The sequence below is a fragment of the Picosynechococcus sp. PCC 73109 genome (assembly GCF_001521855.1).
GTDB lineage: Bacteria > Cyanobacteriota > Cyanobacteriia > Cyanobacteriales > MRBY01 > MRBY01.
Genome location: NZ_CP013998.1, coordinates 2,449,189 through 2,468,112, shown reverse-complemented (window position 1 = coordinate 2,468,112; position 18,924 = coordinate 2,449,189). Strand labels below are relative to the sequence as shown.

The window sequence follows — 18,924 nt, the reverse complement described above, 5'->3', positions numbered from 1 at the left end:
TGATTTACCTATCATTTTACGTTATTCCACTTTTGATTCGGCTTTATGATTGGACAACCGCAATCTCCAGAACACAAACTCTCCCCTGAAGAAACGGACGCTTTATTCCGGTCACTACTCCACAAGGAAGGGACTTGGGTCGAGTGGGGCGTTGGTTGCCAACAACTCCAGCAGTCAGGCCATAGCGCCCAGGAAATTTTCGAGCAGACAGGTTTCCAGACGGCCCAGCAAAATATGATCATTGTGGCGGCCCAGGTGTACCAAAGCATCGCAAGCAGTGGTGTGCCCGAAGATCTGCTGGCCTATTGCCGTGGCCCCCGTTCTGATGTGCTGTATGAGCTACGGATCTTGAGTCATAGCCAAAGGGCGATCGCCGCCCAGGTGTGCCAGGCCAAAAGCCTTGAATTTGATGGAGCAAAGGAACTGGCCCGGGCGATGCAAGAGTTTGCCCGCTTACCCCAAATTCCCGATGGTTTCACGGAACACCCTGGGGATGCCGTTGCCTACCAAGCCTGGCGCTCCGCCAAGCAAAAAAAAGATTTACAAGACCGCACCCGCCTCATCGCCAAGGGATTAAAATTTGCCCATTCTGCCACCGCCCGGCAAAAAATCGAGCAACTCCTCAGTGACCTCACCACCAGCCCCACCAAGGCGGCTCCACTCCTCCCCCTCTACCGTTACGACGAAGATACCAATGTTCCCCTGCTAATTCCGGTGGCGGGATCTTTACCGTTAGAAAGCGATCGCCTGTTAAGCGTGCCCCCCCTCAAGCAAGCGTCTCCTTTTAATTTCGTGACAGTTGCCGCAGCGACAAGTCTGGTGCCGCTACCCAGTTGGCAAAATGTGCTGACAGCGGGGGATCCGGTAGTGATCTTCCACCAAACCGATCAACTGCCCCAGCCCATTCCTGGTAAGCCAGAACCCGTTTTGATTTTGCTCGATCGTCAACAAACTGTTTGGAATGACAACAGCTATTTTGCGGTGGATGCCGACGGCAAGGTGGAATTGGGTTGGTTTGCCGAAGTACCGATCGCCAAAATTTTAGGCCAAGTCCTCTTGGTGATGCGCCCGAAAAAAATTCTCGATGAGAATAACCTCCGGGAACCCTGGCAAATGGACGATTAAGCGCAAAAAATGCTGCTTTTGCCCGAATTCCTCTCTATTTAGCGCCAAAATTTTTATCGGGAAATTTCCCCTAACGGTGTACTAGATAGCATTACTTTTCTGGGCGATTGCGTTACAGTGTGAGATACAGAGCGTTATTCCTGAGGTGAAAAATGCCGCACTCGACCACTGCCTACACTGAAGCATCCCCAGATCACGCCATTTGGGATAGCCTGAAGCAGGCGATCGCCCGCAGTTCTGGTTTCAAGCGCTGGTATGCAAACCATTGCGAAATCCTCGCCCTTGAGAACCTCAGCGTCGATCAGCAAGTCACCATTTACCTCAAGGAAACCCTAGAGACCCTCGCTTATTAATCGCCCCTCTCAATAGGGATCTGGTGGGAAACTACCAGCAAATCTTCAAGTTTCGTTATTCGTTCCAAACATCTTTCAAGACCAAAATAGTCAGCGGCGTTTTCCCTTCGGTTTGCGGCTGGCTGTTTTTTTGTGGGGCGATCGCTGGTTTGGCTTGGCTTTTTTTACCAGGTTTTGTAAGGCTCCAATTTCCGCCGTCGTTAAATGCCGCCATTCCCCCGGCCCTAGACCAGTGAGGGTTAATTTCGCTGGCCCTGTACCTATGGCGACGCGCATAAGGCGTAATGTGGGATGCCCCACTGCGGCGGTCATCCGGCGCACCTGACGATTTCGCCCTTCCGTTAGGGTCAGTTCTAACCAGGCTGTCGGGACATTTTTCCGGAAGCGGATCGGGGGTTCTCGTGCGGGGATGGTTGGCTCAGGGGTCAAAAGATTGGCGATCGCCGGCCGCGTTTTTTTCCCTTGCACCATTACCCCCTGGCGCAACTGTTCTAAAGCCTGCCCGTCTGGAATATTTTCCACCTGTACCCAATAGGTGCGGGGGTGGGCAAATTTCGGTTCGCAAAGATAATGCTTCAAAGGAGCATCATTGGTCAATAATAAAAGCCCTTCGCTATCCAAATCCAAACGGCCTGCGGAATAAATATCTGGCACAGGCACAAAATCCTTCAACGTTTGCCGCTGTGACCCTTGGGGGCTATTATCAGTAAACTGACAAAGGACGTTATAAGGCTTGTGGAGCAAAACGTATGAGTGCTGCATTAGAACAAGAGATGACTACTAACATCATGCCCGAAGTCACCTCCCAGACACCAGAAAAAATCCAACTTCAGGAAACCCAACCCAGCCCCCTTGCGACTGCCCCGGCGGCAGCTCCTGAAACAAAAGCAGGGGAAAGTCCTCTCCTTGGCTTACTTTTGCTAGTGCCCTTTATTTTTCTGATTTTGATTGCAGCCGTTGTCGTTGAGCGCCTGGTTAAATGGGGTTTGCGAAAATTCTTTGCAAATCAAACCTCTCCAGCAACTTCAATGCCGTCGTCTCCCTTTGCCATCTCCCGTGGCTGACCCCCATTTTTGTTAAAAACGAAAAGTTTTCATGGAGTCACCCTCTCTCTTTTTTAAAGATTAGAAAAAGTTTGTTTATGATGTCGCCATAGCAATGCTTAAAATTTAAAGCCAAACTATCGAAAAAGGGAATTTTTTATTGCCTGGTGGCTTGCGCAAACTAAAAAATAGAACAATTGGCCCTTTGTCCTCTGTGACTCCGTGAAAATGCGGAGACTTACTTTACAAAAAAGATGAAGTAACGGGATCAAGTGGGTCGCTGTCGGCTGAAAGTGTGCCAAGACAAAACTGAAAAATATGACTTTTTTTATATAGAATAGGGTTGATCTCGACCTAAGGTTCTCGCAGTTTTGGTTAAAATCATTCGCCGTAAGTTCATTGGCCATGCGCCGACCTATGATATTGGACTCAGTCAAGACCATAATTTCTTATTGGGTCAGGGTTTTATTGCGGCTAACTGTTTTAATAAATCCCACTCAACGGCCTATGCCTACGTCACTTACCAGACTGCTTACCTGAAGGCGAACTATCCCGTTGAATACATGACGGCACTGCTCAGTGCCAGCAGTGGAAATAAGGATAAAGTCCGCAAGTACCGGGAAAATGCCGAGCGCATGGGTATCCTGGTCTTGCCACCGGATATTAACGAGTCAGACCTGGATTTTAAGCCCGTAGGTCAAGGGATTCGTTTTGGTTTGTCAGCGGTTCAAAACCTTGGTGAAAATGCGATCAATGCCATTTTAGCGGCCCGGGAAGCGGGGCCTTTTTTAAGTTTGTCTGACCTCTGTTCTCGGTTAGATTTGCGTGTTGTGAACCGCCGCGCCCTAGAAACTTTAATTACCTGTGGTGGACTGGATTCACTCCATGATAATCGCCAGGCAATGCTGAAGGGTCTGGATTTAATGATGGATTGGGCGCAGTTGAAAGCGAAAGAAAAGGCCAGTGGTCAAACGAATTTATTTGAAAGTCTGGGAGATACGGCAGCGGCATTTGATGAAGCCCCTGTGTTACCCAAAGTGGCTGATTTAACCTTAGAAGAAAAGCTCCGGCAAGAAAAAGAATTGCTGGGATTTTATGTTTCTGAGCATCCTTTAGAAAAGCTGCGGTCAACGATTTCGCCGATTTTATCGCCCATTAGCCTTACGGCGATCGCCAACCACATCAATAAAAAAGTCAGCGCCGTGGCGATCCTCACGGATATGCGCAAGATTTTTACGAAGGCCAACAATGAACCTATGGCCTTTATTCAATTAGAAGATATTTCGGGTCAAGTAGAAGGGATTGTCTTTCCCCGCACTTATCAGAAAGTTGAGCAACTCTTACAGCTTGATAGCCGTGTCATTGTGTGGGGCAAAGTGCAACAAAAAGAGGATCGAACGCAACTGATTGTGGACGATCTCGAACCCATTGAAGAGGTGCGAATGTTGATGATTCGCCTCTCTCCGAGTGAGCTTCATCACACCCAAAGTCAGCAGCGACTGAAGCAAATTTTGTCACAGCAGGCTGGGGATAAGAAGAAGCGGGGGCGGATCCCGGTGATCGTGATCGTTGGGAGGGGCGGCGATCGCACCTTTATTCGCCTTGGGCAAGACTATTGGGTCGAGGACGATCACCAGGCCCTCTTGGCACTCCGACAGGGGGGCTTCCATGTCTACCGCGAAAACCTGATTCCCCAGGCCCAAGCGAGCTAACCATTACTTCTACTTTTTAAAAGAAACCCATAAAACCCATAAATCCTATGTCTTACACTTACGAATATCCAAAACCGGGCGTTACCGTTGACTGTGTTGTTTTCGGCCTCGACGCCACCCACACTCTGAAAATGATGCTGATTCAGCGGGGCGTTGAACCCTTTAAAGGGGAATGGGCCTTACCGGGGGGTTTTGTACGCCTTGATGAATCCCTCGAAGAAGCGGCCATGCGCGAACTCCGGGAAGAAACGGGCGTCGAAAAAATATTTCTAGAGCAGCTTTACACCTTTGGGGCTCCGGATCGTGACCCCCGCGATCGGGTGATTACCGTAGCCTACTATGCTTTGATTAACCTAGAGGATCATCCAATTCATGCCCAAACGGATGCCGATGCTGTGGCTTGGTTCTCGCTGGATGAACTGCCCAATGTCGCTTTTGATCACCAGCAAATCATTGATGTGGCGACCCAACGGCTCCAGGGTAAACTCCGCTATGAACCCATTGGCTTTGAGCTGCTGCCCCGCAAATTTACCTTGACCCAACTCCAAAAACTCTACGAGCAGATTTTAGGAACCCAGTTGGATAAACGGAACTTCCGGCGCAAAATCCTTAAAATGGATCTCCTGATTAAATTAGATGAGTTGCAAACTGGGGTCGCCCACCGTGCGGCACGGCTTTACTCCTTTGATGAGGCTAAATATCAACGGCTCAAGGAGGCTGGCTTTAATTTCGAGCTTTAAGGCAGGTTTGGAGATCGTTCAGTTTGTCAGAGTCGCATCATTTTGAAGGCGATCGCCAAAAGTAGATGGAACCCATCGAGGAAAAACGCGATCCGAGTCTCTGGTATCGGCTTTACTGCGCAGGCTTAATGCTGGGCCAGGTGCTATGGCGTCTCCTGTGCGGGAAACTCCGGCGTGACCAGATCACGGAACAAATGCTAACGGCGGGACCGAAGGCGTTGGTGCCAGTGTTGCTGGTCGCTTTTTTTGGGGGCATGATCTTCACGATCCAAACTGCAAGGGAACTCACTACCTTTGGGGCCGAAAGTTTTGTCGGGGGAGCATTTGCGATCGCCTTTTGTCGAGAACTGGCCCCGATTTTGACTGCGAGTATCATTGCGGGTCAGGTGGGGTCGGCTTTTGCGGCGGAATTAGGCTCGATGAAAATTACCGAACAGATCGATGCTCTGTATATGCTCCGGTCTAATCCCGTTGATTATCTGGTGATGCCCCGGGTGGTGGCTTGCTGTTTGATGTTGCCGATTTTAACGGTCTTTGCCTTGGTGGTGGGGGTGATCGGGGGTACCGGAGCCGCCTATCAGTTCTATGATCTTGCCCCCATTAATTTTTTAACGTCCGTACAAACTTTTCTTCAGCCCCGAGACCTGATTAATGTCGGCGTCAAAGGGATTCTGTTTGGGCTATTGGTGGGGATTATCGGCTGCAGTTGGGGTCTGACAACCGTCGGCAGTACGCAGCAGGTGGGTCGCTCTGCCACTTCAGCGGTGGTGACGACTTGGATCGGTATTTTTATGTTGGATTTCTTTTTATCGCTCCTGTTGTTTCACCAATCTCCCCTGGGTTAAGGGAGTCCGCAAAGATTTACTCAGCCTGAGGTCAGGGGGATATGTTATTTTCCAAGGAGATTCTTTTATTCCGAGTGCTACATGTTACTGAGCGATGATCTGTTGTTGAATTTTAAGCGGTGTGAACGTCGGGCTTTTTTAGACTTGTATGGCGATCGCACTGAGCAGACATCGGAAAAAGATTTTCTCCAAAAATTACGCAAAGAAAACCAGCGCCAAATTCAGGAATATCTGGGTCAACGCCCCTACCACGAACCCGCCGCCGCCGATTGGGAAACCTGTGCTGCCGAAACAGAAGCCCTGATGGCCGCAGGGGTCGAATGCATTTATCGGGGGGTCTTACTCTATCACTTCGACCAATGGCCCGGTACCCCTGTTGAACAGTTAACCCTGGTGGGGAAACCCACGGTTCTCTTGCGACAGGCTGGCCCTTCCCGCTGGGGCAAGTGGCATTATCGACCGATCAGCGTCAAATTAGGCCAAAAACCAAAGCCAGAATACAAGCTGGTGGCGATGTTCCACACTTTTCTATTAGAGGCTATCCAAGGGCGATCGCCCCGCTTAACCCAACTCATTTTGCGGGCTCGCCGGCCCCACCGCGTTGACGTAGACCTCTGGGCCGACAAACTCCAGGAGACGATCACCGACTGCATTAACCTCCTATTACCCGAATTAGAGCCAGAAGTTTTTATTTCCCGGCAACGCTGTCACCTCTGCTCTTGGCACAACCATTGCTATGCGATCGCCCAAGCGGATAACCATTTATCCCTCGTGCCCGGCGTCACCCCCAACCGCTACGAATCCCTCCAGGGCATCGGCGTCAATACCCTCGAATCCCTCGCCCAAACCTCCCCCAAACATCTGGGCCAACACCTAGGCGCCGATATCGCCATGCAACTCCAACAACAGGCGCGGGCGATCGTCCACCAAGAAGTCGTCTGGCGCATCAATCGTCCCAACAAAACCCAGCCCATTCCCCAGGGAAGCGTCGAACTTTTTTTTGATATCGAAGCAGAACCCGACCGCAACGTTGATTATCTCCTGGGGGTGTATCTGGTCGATCACCAAAACCAAAGGGAAAAGTTTTACGGTTTTGTGGCAGAAACTTTAGAGGAAGAAGGCAAAATTTGGCAAGAATTTGTGGAATTTGTCACGCAATTTCCCGAAGCACCGATTTTTCATTTTTCCCCCTATGAACGGGACACCCTCAATCGCCTGGGGAAAAAATACGGCACACCGCCCCAGCAACTCCAAAAAATTGTGGGTCGCCTAATGGATATTCACCAATGGGTGACAAAATATCTCGTGTTTCCCGTAGAAAGTTATTCCCTCAAGGCCCTGGCCAATTGCCTCGGTTACCAATGGCGCGAACAGGGGGTCAGCGGCGATCAAACCGTTTGTTGGTATGACCAGTGGTTAGAAACGGGCGATCGCCAATTATTAGAGGCCATTGTCCGCTACAACGAAGATGATTGTCGGGCAACCCATCACCTCAAACAATGGATCACCAGCTTTCTAGAATCCCAGCAAAAAACCATGGTCTTAAGTTGATCCCGTGGGCTACAGTAAACCGCGATAGCGAATAAACATTAAAATCGCCGCCCAGGAACCCAGGGCAACCTTGACCGCCACGATGATATTGAGGATCGTGATCCAACCACCACTAAATAACGTGCCAAATTCACCGTGGGGGAGCTGAAAGCCCATCAGGGACAATGCTGCTAAGAGGAAAAAGACCAGTACCGAAATTTTTTCGAGAATCGCTGCATTCCACTTTTTATAAATGGCATCCATCCATTGGGGCGAAGAGACGATCGCCACCAAACCAATGGCCGTCCCCCCCGCAACACCAGCGGCAAAACCACCCCCAGGGCTGAGGTGTCCCCGAATGGCCAGTTCAATCCCAATCAGGGCCGCAATGGTCGCCCCCAACCGCGCCAGGACAATGGAAGGTGAATCGGTAAATTGCTTAACTTCCTTCGAGGGGTGTTCGTCGGCCAGTAAAAAACGCACGCCCATGATCGCCAGGGTAAAAACCATCACTTCAAAGCCGGTGTCGTAGAGGCGATTGCGCAAAATAATCCCCGATACGGCATTGGGGACCCCCGCTTCGGCGGCCACCACTTCGGCGATCGCCCCAATCTCCCCTTCCATCGCAAAATTCGGGAAGACGAGCATTTTCACAAATAAAGAAATACCAAAGGCAAGGTAGACCCACTTCATGATTAATGATTCTCCATAAGGGATTGCGGCGACGACGGCCCAACGACTTCAGGGGTAGGCTGTAGCTCTAGCAGTTGCAGTTCGATCACATCCGTCAGGGCTGAGGTTTTAAAGATTTCATAGAGCCGTGGTACACGGGTTTTCAGGACATGAAGGTGCCCATCGCCATCCACCTGCAAAATACAGTGCACATTTTTCTGCGCCAGGGCTTGACCCAGAGCTTGGGTATCTTCAAATACCACGGGTTCCAGGCGTAAATGATATTTACCCAGCACCTGCTTGAGCAGCGGGTTGATTTTTTGGATGAGATTAACGGTATCTGTGCCAGTGGCCAAAACCCCTAAACGCATACTCATCGAAGAACGCACGGCCACCGCATAGAGGGTAATGGACAGCATCGTCCCCACCAACGCTTCGGTTAAAGCCACATCCGCCGCCCCGAACATCGCGTACAGGAGTGCGGCGATCGCCCCCAGGATCCCTCGAATCACCAACGCATAGTAAGGATTTCTTTGGGCGACCAATAATCCCCCCGTCACGGGCAATAACAAGGCGATCGCCCCCACAAACCAGTCAAAATTAGATCCGTTCATCACCGCCTCCACGACTCGAACAATAGGCCAGCACATACCCCAGTACCGTATTCCAAATGGCGAGGGCAATAATCGCCAAAATCAGCAGGGGCCATTCCCTAGGAATTTTTAATAGTAGCCCCGCCATAATCGCCATCGAACCCAAGGTGTCAGAGACCGACAGAGTATGTAATTTAAACAACACAGAACGATTGCCCAGCAGGGGAGCCGTACCCCAAAACCAAAAGATCACCCCCACAATGATGCAGCCGTAGCTGAGGATATTGATCAAAGTGCTCATGGTAAATTCACCCGCCTCAAAATGTGAGCTAATAGCATTAACGCCGCATTGCCGACGCACAAAATTAGGACACCGACAACCCCGACCGTCCAGTCATCCCGCAGCACCGAAATCACCAAAATCATCACTGAGGTTTTACTGGCAATGCTGGCGAAGGCCAGGAGCTTTTGCCAAATATCTTGATCCTGTATTGCTTCATAAATCGGCAGCAGTAACGCGCCGATCATCGCCCCAAAAATCCAGGTCATTTGAGTTTCCTCCTTTGCACACGGTGAACTTCGTACCAGCCGTCTTTGTGATAATGCAGCACAATCGTTTTCGGGGTAAAGGTAATCAGAAAAATATCGAGAAAAATTAAGCCTGGAGTCCGATTTGGCTTCACCCGCTCCATGGTGACAGTTTCATAGAGATGGGGGCGAAAAATCATTTCAAAGGCTTCAAAATAGGCCTGGGGAATTGCAATGATAATTTCCCAAAACACATGGAGCCAATCTTTGATCTGAGCCGCATCAAAGCGTTTACCGGGCATCAAGATCGCAATAATCACGCCGATGAGAATATTGGCGGCACTCAGGTCTGCCGTGAGCAGAAACCAGATCATTAAAATCAGAAAAACATCGAGAATGCCGATCATAGGGTCACCATCCAAAATAATCCAGTTAAGACGACGCTCATGCCGCCGATCAGCTGCTCAAATTCTTCAAAGATCCGGGGCAGCTTAAATTCGAGACGTTTCATAATCAGCCAGTACAACACCCAGCCAACAGCAATTTTGATCAAGGCCTTGGGGATATTAGAAAATTCATAGGCTTCGAGATAAAAACCATTGCCTAGGATGACACCGCTTAATAAAAAGGCGATCACCCCCCAAAAGGTCACACTTTTTGCAGTAAATTTCGTCGCGGCGTCATGGGGAATAAACAAGAATTTGGCGAAGGCCAGGGCTGTCCCCACGGCGGCAATATTCAGACCCATTTCCTGCCAGGGGGCAATATTTTTAAGCAGTAGGGCCTTTGAGCTAAAGCCGAGCAGTAACGGCATCCCGACCATCGACAGGCAGGCGATCGCCAAGGGCAGCCACAGACTGCGAGAGATTGTGGTTTGGCGCAGTTCCTGGAAATTGCGGGTGGGCAATTGCCCCGCCATCAAAAATAAAGAAGATTTCACTAAACCATGGGAGAGGGCCGCCAAACCCGCCACTGCTGGTGCTGAGAGCAACAATCCTAATTTTGAGATGGTACTAAAAGCCAGTAAACGTTTGGCGTCGGTTTCGAGAATGGCAAAGGTAATCCCCAACAGAGCAGTGGCCAGCCCGAATAGCCTCAGCCACAGATCCAGGTCTGGCACCAAAATGCCGCAGCGCAGGAGGGGGAAAATTCCCGCTTTAACCACGACACCGGACAACATCGCCGATACGGGGGTTTCTGCTTCGGAGTGGGTTAGGGGCAACCAAAATCCCGAAATAAAGACGCCTCCCTTGGTGAGTAGGCCTAGGAAAATTAGGGCGATCGCATCGCTGGGGGCTTCGGCCAGACCCGCAAAAGCGAAGGATTTTGTTGCTTGGTAAACTAGCACCGCCCCAATGAGATAGAACAGCATCGCCGTATTGCTGAGGAATAAATACCTGAGACCAATCCAAATGGAACGGTCGGTGCGCTGGTAGGTCATCAACAGAAAAGCCGCAATGCTAATGGCCTCCAGGGCAACGTAGAGGCTAATCAGATCGGCGCAGACAAAAACGGCATTGAGGGCCCCGTGCAAAACCACCAACTGGGTAAAGAAAAAAGCACTTTTGTTACTTTTCCAGCAGTACACCGTCACGGCGATCGCCACCGCCGCATTGGTCAAAATAAAATAGCCGCTCTGGTCATCCACCAGTAGATCCACCCCATACATCCCCAGGAGCTTGAGGCTATAGGGTTCCGGCTGAAAAATTTGGACAAGACCAAAGATTAACGAACCAATAGAAACAAAAATCGCCAGATAACGATCAATCTTGGGTAGTAAATAAATACTAAAGCCCACCACAAAGGGAAAAATTACCCAGCCAATGGTCAATTCATTCATGGTTATCGTCCTCCCTAAACTAACGACCACTGAGAGTTGTCCTAAGCCAACACCAGCCAAAACAAACCCGTCAACACCAGACTCATCACCCCCACCAGATGTTCAAATTGCTCCACGACCCGGGGCAGCTTGACCGTAATCCGCTGGAAAATCAGCCCATAGGCCAGCCAACCGATGCCGATGGTGACTAACGCCTTGAGGATATTACTGGGTTGATAGGCTTCCAGGTAAAAGCTGTTGGTCACAAACAACCCCCCCAGGAGCAGCACAATCGCGCCATAAAAATTCGGCAAAATTTTGAGGCTGGGGTCTGTTTTTTTCGGGAGGAAAATGAATTTCGCAAAGGAAATCGCTGTCCCCACCGCCGCCACATTGAGGGCGAAGCTTTGCCAAGGCAGAATATTTTTCATCGTCAGAATTTTAGAACTGTAGCCCGCCAAAAAGGGCAAGCCAGAGATCGAAGCACAGGCTAACACCAAGACCCACCAGTACGCCCGGGGAATCGACTGTTCGCGTAAAACTTTAAAATTGCGACTGGGTAACTGTCCCGCCGTGAGAAAAAGCGCGCCTTTAACGAGGCCATGGGTGAGGGCATAAAACCCCCCCACCGCTGGCGCGGCCAATACAAAACCCAATTGGGAAACGGTGTGAAAAGCCAACATTCGTTTTGTATCTTTCTCAAAAACCGCATAACCAACCCCCAACAGAGCCGTACCCACACCGAATAATCGCACCACAGGATCAAGCTCTGGTACTAATAGGGCACAGCGAGCCAGGGGAAAAACGCCGGCTTTAACCACCACCCCTGATAAAAGGGCAGATACGGGGGTTTCTGATTCTCCATGGGTGAGGGGGAGCCAGAGGCCAGAGACAAAAATGCCCCCCTTGGTCAGTAAGCCGAGGAAGATTAAGGCGATCGCCTCCTTGGGGGCCACCGCCAAACCCGAAAAAGCAAAGGAATTACTCGCCTGGTAGACCAATACCGCACCAATGAGATAAAACAACATCGCGGTATTGCTAATGAAGAGATAGCGCAGGCCGACCCAGAGGGAGCGATCGCTGCGGGAATAGGTGATTAATAAAAATGCAGCAATCCCAATGCACTCTAGGGCGACATACAGACTGATCAAATCCGCACAGCAAAATGTTGCATTCACGGCCCCATGGAGGATCACCAGCTGGGTATAGAAAAAGGGTGATTTCTGCTTGTCAAAGCAATAAAGGAGTACAGCCCCCGTCACCAGCCCATTCATCAAAATGAAATAGCCGCTCAGTTCATCGAACATCAGGGTGACGCCGAAGCTATCCAAGAGTTCTAGGGTAAAAGGCTCTAGACTCCAAAGCAGACCGATACTATAGATCACCGATAGAGCGGCGATCGCCAAAGCAAAGTAACGGTTCCAGCGGGGCAAGAGATAAATACTGAACCCCACAACAAACGGCAACAAAATCCAAATAATTGTGATGTCGTCGATCATGGTGTGTGGCTTTTCTCGATTTCGCTGGTTTCTAAGGTCGGATTATCCCGTGACAACTTCATCACGCCCACGAGCATCAAGGCCTGAATCGAAAATCCGATCACAATCGCCGTCAAAATCACGGCCTGGGGCACCGGATCGGCATAGGCGATCGCCCCCTGGTCAGCATCCACAATGGGGGCAAAAATTCCCCCCCGGGCCGCCACAAGAATGTAATACGCAATCACCCCCGTACTCATCACATCCATGGCCAGGATTTTCATAATCAGATTTTTTTTGAAAATAATGCCGAAAAACCCAATGAAAATCACCGCAAACACACAGGCTTCGAGCGTAGACATCGACATGGCTGAATTCCCTCCGTCCGAGTGGGGGATGTCCCTGACGACAATCCCCCATTAATGATTTCCTACACCGACAAACTTTTCTCAAGGGCTTCCCGGTCGGCAGGCACATCCGGATCCTGGGGCTTATTTAAAACAGCCTGGAGGAGCGGCGGTGCTAAGAAAGTGGTCAAGATCACCATCACAATGATGGCTGCTTCTAAAGGCTTATCTAACACACCACTGGCAGAACCAATGCCCGCAAACACGAGGCCCACTTCTCCCCGGGGAATCATGCCAAAACCAATGGCCAAGCGATTCACGCCCGGCTGACCAAAGACAGCCCAGCCCGTGATTACCTTCCCGATAATCGCCACAATGATGAGGAACGCAGCAATCACTAATCCAGCGCGGTTGGCGGACTCGAAGGGGTTCAGAACACCGAGGTCTGCTTTTGCTCCCACGGTCACAAAAAAGATCGGCACTAAAAAGTCGGCAATGGGCATTACCTGACGGTCTAACTCTTTGCGGAGATCCGTTTCATCCAACACGAGACCCGCCGCGAAGGCCCCTAAAATGGCTTCTAAATGAATGAGGTTGGCAATGATCGCCATCACCAACGCAAAGGCAAAGGCCGGAATCAACAGCGCGCCACGGGTTTTTAATTTGGCGGCGATCGCCTCAAAACCTTGGTTAAAGAATTTACCAAGCAGAATCGAACCCAACAGAAAAGCACTGGCCCCAATAATCAGATAGACCACATTTAGAAGATCCACTTCCCCGGTCTTGGCCAAACTCGCGACGACCGCTAGAACAATAATCCCCAGCACATCGTCAATTACCGCCGCACCAACGATAATTTTGCCTTCGGTGGACTTCAACTGACCCAAGTCCGATAGCACCTTCGAGGTAATGCCAATACTCGTGGCCGTGAGGGCGGCCCCCGCAAAAATAGCAGGGATAATCGGCGTATGGAACAACGTCACTAGGCCCACCGTCCCCAAGAGGAAAGGTGCCACCACCCCGACAATCGCGACCACCGCAGCCTGGGAACCCACTTTACTCAGCTCCCGGAGATCTGACTCAAGGCCAATCTCAAATAACAGCACAATGACCCCAAGCTCTGCCAATACCGAGATCACTTCGCTTTGGCTGGCAAAAATATGCTCAAGGGCAGTGCCATCTAAACCACCAAGCTGCTGCAAAAACAGCATTAAACTTGAGTCGGCCGCCGTGGCCCCTGTTTCCGGAAAGACGATGAGGTGGAGCGCCGAGACCCCAACTAGAACACCTCCGACCAGTTCCCCTAATACAGGGGGTAAGCCGACCCGTTTGGAGAGTTCTCCCCCCAACTTACTCATGGCATAGATCACCACCAGGGTCATTAAAACGCCGGTTAAAACAAATGAACCATAGTCAGCTTCCGGGGTTGTCGCCAGGGACAGGGAAGGAACGAAATCCGTCAATCCTGGCAGACTACCAGAAAAGATTGTGGGACTTAGCATAGAATTTTTGCCTCAAACGTTGTGGTAAAAAGCGATCGCAAATATTGCAGGGATGGGACAAAAGTGAAAAGGGATAGGTTGCATCGAACCCGGAGAGGGCTATCTGCCGACCATACCGCACTAAGATAAGCCGGAAGGTTAGACCAAGATAGCCAGAGACCCACCGCAGATCAGGGCCTTAACCCATCTCTGAACTGGGAGCCGTCACACCATCCGCCAAATGGGGATAGATTCCGAGCACAGCATTCTTGAGGGCTTCTTCCCGCGACATTAAACATTTATCGGGGGGAACCCGCTTAAAGAGCTTGAGTTTTTCCAGACGGCGACGGGTTTGGCCCGCAGCACCGACGATATAAACCTGACGTTCTTTGTCGAGGGCCTCTTCAATGGCATTTTCTAAGGCTAGGGAGGCGGTCACCCCCATGTGGGGTACTTCACCGATATCAAAGACGAGGGCGTCACAATCACCCATCGCATTGTGTTCCCTGGCGATCGCTTTTGCGACCCCAAAGATCATCGGCCCACTGAGTTGGAACAAAAGAACGCGGCCTTGGCCTTCATCTAACCAACGTTTTTCAGTGGCAGTCAGGCGAATATTATCGTCAGCATCACTGACCGTTTGGACTTTTTCGGACTGGAGATTACTCATCCGTTCGATGGTGAGCACATTAGCCACAAAGACACCCACACCCACAGCAACAATCAAGTCAACCAAGACCGTCAACAGAATAACGCCGTACATAATGAAGGCACCTTTGGGGGAGATTTCGTGGGCTCGTTTCAGGAAACTCCAGTCAATGATGTCAATCCCGACCTTAAAGGCGATCCCAGCTAACACAGCCAGAGGAATGGTTGCCGTCAAACTCGCAGCCCCCAGGATCACAACCAGAAGCACAAAGGCTCGCACCAATCCGGAAAGTGCGGATCGACCACCAGACTGGATATTAACCACAGTTCCCATGGTGGCCCCAGCCCCGGCAATCCCGCCAAATAAGCCAGAAAAGAGGTTCCCTAGACCCTGACCAATTAATTCTTTGTTGGAATTATGTTCTGTACGGGTCAAGCTATCGGCGACGACAGACGTCAAGAGGGCATCGATACAACCGAGCATCCCTAGCACCGCCGCATCGAGAATCATCCTCTGGAATTCACCCGCACTGAAGCTCGGCCTGACCAGTTCTGGGAACCCGGCACGAATTTCACCGATGCGACGGAGATCGCTTACTTCTGGCGGGAAAACAAAAAAGGCGATTACCGTTCCCAAGACAAGGGCTACCAATTGGGGCGGGATTACCTTTTTAAACTTCTCTGGCATAAACCAGATGATCGCCACAGTGCCTAAAGCTAAGGCTGTTTCGCCCGGTTGAATATTACTCAGCAGTGTCGGTAAATTTTGGAGTGTGCCGATTACGCCGCCCCCCGGACTCGCCTGTCCCAGGAAGGGCGCTAACTGCAAAATGACCAGGATGATCCCAATCCCTGACATGAAGCCAGAAATAACGGTGTAGGGCATCATGGTGACGTACTTGCCGAGTTTGAGGGCGCCAAAAATAATTTGGAACACCCCTGCCATCATCACGACGGTAAAGGCGATCGCCAAACCTTCGTCTGGAGTAGCGGCGCTGGCTGTAAAGTGAGCAATCACAGCGGTCATAACCACCGTCATCGGCCCTGTGGGTTCAGAAATGAGGGTCGGGGTTCCCCCAAAGAGGGCGGCAAAGAAGCCCACAAGCACGGCACCCCAGAGGCCGGCTTCGGCACCGGCACCGGATGCCACCCCGAAGGCTAGGGCCATGGGCAACGCAATGACTGCCGCCGTTAGACCCCCAAAAATATCGCCTCGGATATTCCTAAAGTGAATTTTGTTGGTTATCTGCATGGTTACGCATTTGTCAGATTGATAGTGAGCAAAGTGATTAAACAAACCATATAGGATTCCTTGCTGGGCCTGCTGATTATGGGCTGGGTTGTTAGCACAACAAGAACATAGTTTAATATCTATGAAAAATTTATTTTGTATTGATTAACATCTAACCATAGCCCCCTACCAATTGTCTCCATTGGGAAAACTATCTTTTTGATGAATTGGATAAGTTTTTTTTATACAAAATATAGGGTAGCGATCGCCTATGGCCTGACGCAATAGGGAGATTTCTAGGCTTCAAGTTACAATGGCAAAACTTTGTGGGGCGTCTAAGGAAAGGAGATGTTATGAAAATTTTTTGGTCAGGCCTAACCATTGCCACCCTGGGAGCCAGCGCAAGTTTAGTCAGTCAGCCGGGCCTCGCCCAGGTACTCCAACCGACCACAACCCCAGCGGCGATCGCCTTACCGGATTACGGCCTGTGGCAAAACCAAGAACGCCAAAAGTTACTCAACGCCATTGACCATAGCCTGCGCTACATCGATACCAATACTGCCCAAGCGGATTACGCAGCGGTACAAGTCCCCGGCTTCAGTCGAGAAAAGGTGCGGCGATCGCTAGTGCGCTTTCGGCAGTTGGTGCAACAATATCCCGACCCCCGCCAATTACACCAAGCGATCCAGCGGGAATTTGTCTTCTATCGGTCTGTGGGTAAAGATGGCATGGGCCAGGTGGACTTTACCGCCTACTTTGAACCAGCCTACGTCGCCAGCCCCGTTAAAACTAACGAATTTCAATATCCCCTCTATCGTCAGCCCCCCGGTTTTAAAACTTGGTCACAACCCCACCCCGGTCGTGTGGCCTTAGAAGGCCGTGATGGTATTCCCCCCAGCGATAGTCCCTTGCGGGGGCATGAATTGGTTTGGCTAAAAAGTCGCCTCGAAGCCTATCTGATCCAGGTGCAAGGTTCCGCCCGGTTGCAACTGACCGATGGCCGCACCATGACCATTGGTTTTGATGGCAGTACCGATTATGAATATGTCAGCTTGGGCAAAGAATTGATTAATGAAGGGATTTTTCAGCCAGAAGAATTGAGCCTCCCCAAATTAATTGACTATTTTGAGGCGAACCCCGCAGAACTCAGTAATTACATTCCCCGCAATAATCGCTTTATCTTTTTCCGGGAAACCTTCGGGTCGCCGCCCATCGGTAGTATTGGGGTGCCTGTCTTAGCAGAGCGATCGATTGCCACCGACAAAAGCATTTTTCCCCCAGGGGCGATCGCCTTTATTGCGACCCAGCTTCCTTACCAGCGGGCCAATGGAGACTGGTTAAAACTCCCCGTTAGTCGTTATGTCCTCGATCAAGACACAGGCAGCGCGATCAAAGGGGCTGGCCGGGTTGATATTTTCCTCGGCACCGGGCAAAACACCCAAACCCGCGCTGGTCTCGTCAACGATCCGGGTAATCTTTACTATCTCCTCCTCAAGGATTAAGCCTCGCCCACTTTCTCAATCAAAAATCCCCCTAAATTTTTTCATCTAGGGGGACTGAATCTTAAGGTTTAAAAGCGTGTTAAATATCAACAACGGCCTTAGTTGGCGCCTGGAAATCGGCACATTCTTTGAGCAGGGCATAATCTAGCTCACTAGGAACATTGATCGGTTGGAAACCCGCCGGAACCATCTGCAACGTCGGGCGATCGCCACCAGCAGCGACAAACCCCTTAGCCACATAATCCAATTGGTAATCGTAGGCCACCTGCTCGTAGGGATCGAGGACGGCTAAATCTAACTTACCGTTGTTAATCGCGCCCGAAAAGCAAGCATATTCCGAATTCACTTGGTAAAAGACCCCTTGCACCCGGTTGTTGTCATTCACCTGGAGCACCATGTAGTCCTGGCCTAATTGTTGGGCAACGGGAGAAGTTCCATAAACAAAGACGGCACTTTGCTGCTGGGCAATCAAGCGGGTATTTAGGGATGCAAAAAAGTTTTCACTCCGACTCAGGGCACGGTGTTCGAGGGTTGCTCCCTGGGCTAAATTTGGGGCGATCGCCGTCAGACCTAAACCCAGCAGCAACGCCACTGGCCGCGCCACGAAATGCCCTGCGAATTTTCTTAACGTTTGCCACACCATATTGCGCTCCCTAAATCTCTATCAACTGCCAAAAATCTCGATTATGTCCCGAAAAATTCCCCAATTTTTGGATTACTGGCAAAAATTTTTCTGTGACTTTATTTGATTTCCTTATCTCTGACTGTAACGTAAATCGAAACCCTAATGGAAGGGGAAAAAAGCCTTTCTTCTCATAAGTTTACGATGTGATTTTTTGCTCACAAAAAAAGACCCGGCCGGGTCAAGAAATGTAAATATTCCCTGGGATTTAGATTGAATATTTTGAGCGGTAACCGTTAAGCTCGCCACCAGGAGAGTGATATTGAAGGCTTAATTTTGGAGGGCGCGGCGGATTTGTTGCATCAGTTGTGGCGCGGCAACGGCCCCTTCGATGCGGGAAACTAATTGTCCTTTGTTGTAGAGCACGAGGGTGGGATAGGCATGGACACCATGGTGGGAGGCAAGGGCCGGATAGCGATCGCCGTCTACTTTAACGATTTGAATTTCATTGGCCATTTGGGGACTGATTTCTTCGAGGGTTTTGCCCATAATTTGGCAGGGGCCACACCAAGTTGCATAAAAATCGACTAAAACAGGCTTTTCGGCAGCCTGTAACATTGCTTCAAAACTGGAAAATTGTTTTTTGACAGCCATG

21 protein-coding genes are annotated in these 18,924 nt (G+C 50.5%); 8 read left to right on the top strand and 13 right to left on the bottom strand.

Annotation, left to right across the window (positions count from 1 at the left end):
* The first annotated feature begins 45 nt into the window (after positions 1 to 45).
* Together raf1 and AWQ23_RS11890 are read left to right on the top strand one after the other, a co-directional pair.
* A complete protein-coding gene (gene raf1, locus AWQ23_RS11895; RefSeq protein WP_062435732.1) occupies positions 46 to 1,125 on the top strand; it encodes a RuBisCO accumulation factor 1 in 1,080 nt (359 codons plus the stop codon).
* Positions 1,126 to 1,277: 152 nt separating this feature from the next.
* Positions 1,278 to 1,478, top strand: a complete 201-nt coding sequence (locus tag AWQ23_RS11890; RefSeq protein ID WP_012307983.1) for a hypothetical protein — start codon at positions 1,278 to 1,280, stop codon at positions 1,476 to 1,478.
* A gap of 90 nt (positions 1,479 to 1,568) precedes the next feature.
* Here the strand turns inward: AWQ23_RS11890 and AWQ23_RS11885 are convergent, their stop codons facing one another.
* Complete coding sequence (locus AWQ23_RS11885) at positions 1,569 to 2,240, bottom strand: pseudouridine synthase (RefSeq protein WP_062435729.1); 672 nt, start codon at positions 2,238 to 2,240, stop codon at positions 1,569 to 1,571.
* Here AWQ23_RS11885 and AWQ23_RS11880 point away from each other — a divergent pair.
* The 5 genes from AWQ23_RS11880 (at position 2,228) to AWQ23_RS11860 (ending at position 7,369) form a co-directional block, all read left to right on the top strand.
* Positions 2,228 to 2,542: a hypothetical protein gene (locus AWQ23_RS11880; protein ID WP_062435726.1), complete on the top strand. Its 315-nt coding sequence runs from the start codon at positions 2,228 to 2,230 to the stop codon at positions 2,540 to 2,542. The two genes, AWQ23_RS11885 and AWQ23_RS11880, sit on opposite strands and share 13 nt — an antisense overlap.
* A 350-nt stretch (positions 2,543 to 2,892) precedes the next feature.
* On the top strand, positions 2,893 to 4,233 hold the full coding sequence (locus AWQ23_RS11875) for an OB-fold nucleic acid binding domain-containing protein (protein ID WP_062435723.1): 1,341 nt from the start codon (positions 2,893 to 2,895) through the stop codon (positions 4,231 to 4,233).
* A gap of 47 nt (positions 4,234 to 4,280) precedes the next feature.
* Positions 4,281 to 4,973: an NrtR DNA-binding winged helix domain-containing protein gene (locus AWQ23_RS11870; RefSeq protein WP_030006879.1), complete on the top strand. Its 693-nt coding sequence runs from the start codon at positions 4,281 to 4,283 to the stop codon at positions 4,971 to 4,973.
* 65 nt (positions 4,974 to 5,038) lie between these two features.
* Positions 5,039 to 5,818, top strand: a complete 780-nt coding sequence (locus AWQ23_RS11865; RefSeq protein WP_062435721.1) for an ABC transporter permease — start codon at positions 5,039 to 5,041, stop codon at positions 5,816 to 5,818.
* An 81-nt stretch (positions 5,819 to 5,899) separates the two neighbouring features.
* Positions 5,900 to 7,369 carry a TM0106 family RecB-like putative nuclease gene (locus AWQ23_RS11860; protein WP_062435718.1) on the top strand — a complete coding sequence of 490 codons (1,470 nt, stop codon included), beginning with the start codon at positions 5,900 to 5,902 and terminating at the stop codon, positions 7,367 to 7,369.
* 9 nt (positions 7,370 to 7,378) lie between these two features.
* On the opposite strand, the gene AWQ23_RS11855 is transcribed toward AWQ23_RS11860, so the two are convergent.
* The 10 genes from AWQ23_RS11855 to AWQ23_RS11810 form a co-directional block, all read right to left on the bottom strand.
* Positions 7,379 to 8,041 (bottom strand): Na(+)/H(+) antiporter subunit B, encoded by a 663-nt coding sequence (locus AWQ23_RS11855; RefSeq protein WP_012307976.1) that lies wholly within the window; start codon positions 8,039 to 8,041, stop codon positions 7,379 to 7,381.
* Positions 8,042 to 8,043: 2 nt separating this feature from the next.
* Complete coding sequence (locus AWQ23_RS11850) at positions 8,044 to 8,634, bottom strand: DUF4040 domain-containing protein (protein WP_062435715.1); 591 nt, start codon at positions 8,632 to 8,634, stop codon at positions 8,044 to 8,046.
* Positions 8,621 to 8,905 carry a monovalent cation/H(+) antiporter subunit G gene (locus AWQ23_RS11845; protein WP_041443973.1) on the bottom strand — a complete coding sequence of 95 codons (285 nt, stop codon included), beginning with the start codon at positions 8,903 to 8,905 and terminating at the stop codon, positions 8,621 to 8,623. Before AWQ23_RS11845 ends, AWQ23_RS11850 begins: the two co-directional genes overlap by 14 nt.
* Positions 8,906 to 8,910: 5 nt before the next feature.
* Positions 8,911 to 9,162, bottom strand: coding sequence for a hypothetical protein (locus tag AWQ23_RS11840; protein WP_012307973.1), 252 nt, complete (start codon positions 9,160 to 9,162; stop codon positions 8,911 to 8,913).
* Positions 9,159 to 9,548 (bottom strand): Na+/H+ antiporter subunit E, encoded by a 390-nt coding sequence (locus AWQ23_RS11835; protein ID WP_062435712.1) that lies wholly within the window; start codon positions 9,546 to 9,548, stop codon positions 9,159 to 9,161. The genes AWQ23_RS11840 and AWQ23_RS11835 overlap by 4 nt, the downstream gene beginning before the upstream one ends.
* Positions 9,545 to 10,981 (bottom strand): cation:proton antiporter, encoded by a 1,437-nt coding sequence (locus AWQ23_RS11830; RefSeq protein ID WP_062435709.1) that lies wholly within the window; start codon positions 10,979 to 10,981, stop codon positions 9,545 to 9,547. Before AWQ23_RS11830 ends, AWQ23_RS11835 begins: the two co-directional genes overlap by 4 nt.
* Before the next feature lie 41 nt (positions 10,982 to 11,022).
* Complete coding sequence (locus AWQ23_RS11825; protein ID WP_062436672.1) at positions 11,023 to 12,456, bottom strand: cation:proton antiporter; 1,434 nt, start codon at positions 12,454 to 12,456, stop codon at positions 11,023 to 11,025.
* Positions 12,456 to 12,806 carry a cation:proton antiporter subunit C gene (locus AWQ23_RS11820; protein ID WP_198158653.1) on the bottom strand — a complete coding sequence of 117 codons (351 nt, stop codon included), beginning with the start codon at positions 12,804 to 12,806 and terminating at the stop codon, positions 12,456 to 12,458. The genes AWQ23_RS11825 and AWQ23_RS11820 overlap by 1 nt, the downstream gene beginning before the upstream one ends.
* Before the next feature lie 62 nt (positions 12,807 to 12,868).
* A complete protein-coding gene (locus tag AWQ23_RS11815; protein ID WP_062435703.1) occupies positions 12,869 to 14,287 on the bottom strand; it encodes a cation:proton antiporter in 1,419 nt (472 codons plus the stop codon).
* 178 nt (positions 14,288 to 14,465) lie between these two features.
* Entirely contained in the window at positions 14,466 to 16,166 is a 1,701-nt protein-coding gene (locus tag AWQ23_RS11810) for a SulP family inorganic anion transporter (protein WP_062435700.1), read from the bottom strand.
* A gap of 332 nt (positions 16,167 to 16,498) precedes the next feature.
* Between AWQ23_RS11810 and AWQ23_RS11805 the strand changes: the two genes are divergently transcribed.
* Positions 16,499 to 17,647, top strand: coding sequence for a murein transglycosylase A (locus AWQ23_RS11805; protein ID WP_062435697.1), 1,149 nt, complete (start codon positions 16,499 to 16,501; stop codon positions 17,645 to 17,647).
* Positions 17,648 to 17,726: 79 nt separating this feature from the next.
* Here AWQ23_RS11805 and AWQ23_RS11800 read toward each other — a convergent pair whose 3' ends face one another.
* Both AWQ23_RS11800 and AWQ23_RS11795 read right to left on the bottom strand, forming a co-directional pair.
* On the bottom strand, positions 17,727 to 18,290 hold the full coding sequence (locus AWQ23_RS11800; protein ID WP_062435694.1) for a hypothetical protein: 564 nt from the start codon (positions 18,288 to 18,290) through the stop codon (positions 17,727 to 17,729).
* A gap of 309 nt (positions 18,291 to 18,599) precedes the next feature.
* Positions 18,600 to 18,923, bottom strand: a complete 324-nt coding sequence (locus AWQ23_RS11795) for a co-chaperone YbbN (RefSeq protein ID WP_012307964.1) — start codon at positions 18,921 to 18,923, stop codon at positions 18,600 to 18,602.
* Between the last annotated feature and the right edge of the window lies 1 nt (position 18,924).

Coding starts and splice junctions, on each gene's coding strand:
- AWQ23_RS11810 (WP_062435700.1), bottom strand. CDS start 16,166: ATGCAGATAACCAACAAAATTCACTTTAGGAATATCCGAGGCGATATT.
- AWQ23_RS11865 (WP_062435721.1), top strand. CDS start 5,039: ATGGAACCCATCGAGGAAAAACGCGATCCGAGTCTCTGGTATCGGCTT.
- AWQ23_RS11885 (WP_062435729.1), bottom strand. CDS start 2,240: ATGCAGCACTCATACGTTTTGCTCCACAAGCCTTATAACGTCCTTTGT.
- AWQ23_RS11820 (WP_198158653.1), bottom strand. CDS start 12,806: ATGTCGATGTCTACGCTCGAAGCCTGTGTGTTTGCGGTGATTTTCATT.
- AWQ23_RS11835 (WP_062435712.1), bottom strand. CDS start 9,548: ATGATCGGCATTCTCGATGTTTTTCTGATTTTAATGATCTGGTTTCTG.
- AWQ23_RS11830 (WP_062435709.1), bottom strand. CDS start 10,981: ATGAATGAATTGACCATTGGCTGGGTAATTTTTCCCTTTGTGGTGGGC.
- AWQ23_RS11890 (WP_012307983.1), top strand. CDS start 1,278: ATGCCGCACTCGACCACTGCCTACACTGAAGCATCCCCAGATCACGCC.
- AWQ23_RS11870 (WP_030006879.1), top strand. CDS start 4,281: ATGTCTTACACTTACGAATATCCAAAACCGGGCGTTACCGTTGACTGT.
- AWQ23_RS11815 (WP_062435703.1), bottom strand. CDS start 14,287: ATGCTAAGTCCCACAATCTTTTCTGGTAGTCTGCCAGGATTGACGGAT.
- AWQ23_RS11805 (WP_062435697.1), top strand. CDS start 16,499: ATGAAAATTTTTTGGTCAGGCCTAACCATTGCCACCCTGGGAGCCAGC.
- AWQ23_RS11850 (WP_062435715.1), bottom strand. CDS start 8,634: ATGAACGGATCTAATTTTGACTGGTTTGTGGGGGCGATCGCCTTGTTA.
- raf1 (WP_062435732.1), top strand. CDS start 46: ATGATTGGACAACCGCAATCTCCAGAACACAAACTCTCCCCTGAAGAA.
- AWQ23_RS11860 (WP_062435718.1), top strand. CDS start 5,900: ATGTTACTGAGCGATGATCTGTTGTTGAATTTTAAGCGGTGTGAACGT.
- AWQ23_RS11800 (WP_062435694.1), bottom strand. CDS start 18,290: ATGGTGTGGCAAACGTTAAGAAAATTCGCAGGGCATTTCGTGGCGCGG.
- AWQ23_RS11855 (WP_012307976.1), bottom strand. CDS start 8,041: ATGAAGTGGGTCTACCTTGCCTTTGGTATTTCTTTATTTGTGAAAATG.
- AWQ23_RS11840 (WP_012307973.1), bottom strand. CDS start 9,162: ATGACCTGGATTTTTGGGGCGATGATCGGCGCGTTACTGCTGCCGATT.
- AWQ23_RS11880 (WP_062435726.1), top strand. CDS start 2,228: ATGAGTGCTGCATTAGAACAAGAGATGACTACTAACATCATGCCCGAA.
- AWQ23_RS11795 (WP_012307964.1), bottom strand. CDS start 18,923: ATGGCTGTCAAAAAACAATTTTCCAGTTTTGAAGCAATGTTACAGGCT.